The sequence below is a fragment of the Variovorax sp. 770b2 genome (assembly GCF_900115685.1).
Classification (GTDB): domain Bacteria; phylum Pseudomonadota; class Gammaproteobacteria; order Burkholderiales; family Burkholderiaceae_C; genus Variovorax.
Map to the genome: position 1 here is coordinate 1 of NZ_FOXJ01000004.1, position 1896 is coordinate 1896.

Genomic DNA, 1896 nt, shown 5'->3' on the forward strand with positions numbered 1-1896 from the left:
GCTGATGCCGATGCCGATGCTGATGCCGATGCAGACGCAGACGCAGACGCAGACGCAGACGCAGATGCCGACCACCTGCTCGATCCGGGCGACGGCCTCGTCCACGGTGTGGTCGACGCGATCGACGACACCCTCGGCCTGGGCGGTGCCCTGGCCCCCGTGTCCTCGGTGGTCGACGGTGTGACCGATGTGGTCGACAGCGTGCTGGCTCCGCTGCTCGGTTCCGAATTCACGCCGAACGACCCCAACGAGTTCGACCCGGTCGACAACCTCGTGGGCAACATCCTCGACCCGCTGGGCAACACGCTCAGCCCGATCGTGGACAACCTGCTGGGCGCCGGCGTGACCGATGCGCTGCTCGGCTCGCTGCTGGGCCAGGTCGACTACGTGACCGACGGCCTGCACAACCTGCTCGCCGGTGACGGCCCGCTCGGCGGCCTGACCGCCGGCCTCGGCCTGGACGGCCTCCTGGGCGAAGACGGCATCGTCGGCGGCCTGCTGGACGGCGTGCTGGGTGACGACGGCCTGATCGGTGGCCTGCTGGGCGAAGACGGTCTGGTCGGCGGCCTGCTGGGCGAAGACGGCATCGTCGGTGGCCTGATCGGCGAGGGCAGCGCGCTGGGCGGCCTGCTGGGCAACGTGCTGGGCGATGACGGCATCGTGGGCGGCCTGCTCGGTGAAGGCGGCGCACTCGGTGGCGTGCTGGGCGGCGTGCTCGGCGCGGACGGCCTCCTGGGCAGCCTGACCGGCGACGGCAGCGCCCTGGGCGGCCTGCTGGGCGACGACGGCCTGGTCGGCGGCCTGCTCGGCGAAGACGGCGTGCTCGGCAACCTGCTGGGCGAAGGCGGTCTGGCGGGTGGCCTGCTCGGCGCCGATGGCCTGCTGGGCGGCCTGCTCGGTGAAGACGGCATCGTCGGCGGCCTGCTGGGCGAAGGCGGCCCGCTGGGCGGCGTGCTCGGCGGCGACGGCCTGCTCGGCGGTCTCCTCGGCGCGGACGGCCTCCTGGGCGGCCTGCTGGGCGACGACGGATTGGTGGGTGGCCTGCTCGGTGAAGACGGCCTCCTCGGCAGCGACGGCCTCCTGGGCGGTCTGCTGGGTAACGACGGCCTGGTCGGCGGCCTCCTGGGCAACGACGGTCTCCTGGGCGGCCTGCTGGGTGACGACGGCATCGTCGGCGGCCTGCTCGGCGAAGACGGCCTGCTGGGCGGTGTGCTCGGTGAAGACGGCATCGTCGGCGGCTTGCTGGGCAGCGACGGCCTCGTGGGTGGCCTGCTCGGTGACGACGGCCTGCTCGGTGGCCTCCTGGGCGACGACGGTCTGGTCGGCGGCCTGCTGGGCAGCGACGGCCTCGTCGGCGGCCTGCTCGGGCCGGACGGCCTGGCTGGCGGCCTGCTGGGCGAAGACGGCCTCGTGGGTGGCCTCATCGGCGAAGACGGCCTCCTGGGCGGTCTGCTGGGCGGCATCCTGGACGGCATCGGCGGCGGCAACCCCGGCACGCCTGGCGGCCCGGCGCTGCTCGATCCGGTCGACAGCATCGTGGGCGGCATCGCCACCGGCCTGAACAACGGCCTGCTCGGCGACCTGGGCCTGGGCGACCTGCTGACCCCGGTGGCCGGCATCACCGACACGGTGACGGACGTGGTCGACGGCCTGCTGGCCCCGATCTTTGGCGATGTGTTCACCCCGAACAACCCCAACATCCTCGACCCGGTCGACGGCGTGGTGGACCAGGTGACGGACGGTGTGAGCGGCCTCGTGAGCCCGCTGACCGACCAGCTGCTCGGCGCGGGAACGACGGCGGCGCTGCTGAATGCGGTGGACACGCAAGTGGACTTCCTCACGGACGGCGTGGCGAACCTGCTGAACGGCGACCTGCTCGGCGGCGTGCTGGGTGAC

Annotated in this window: 1 pseudogene; it reads left to right on the plus strand. The window is 72.9% G+C overall.

What is annotated here, in order from left to right:
• Window positions 1–1896, plus strand: a pseudogene (locus tag BM133_RS35220) (hypothetical protein); the annotation flags it as partial.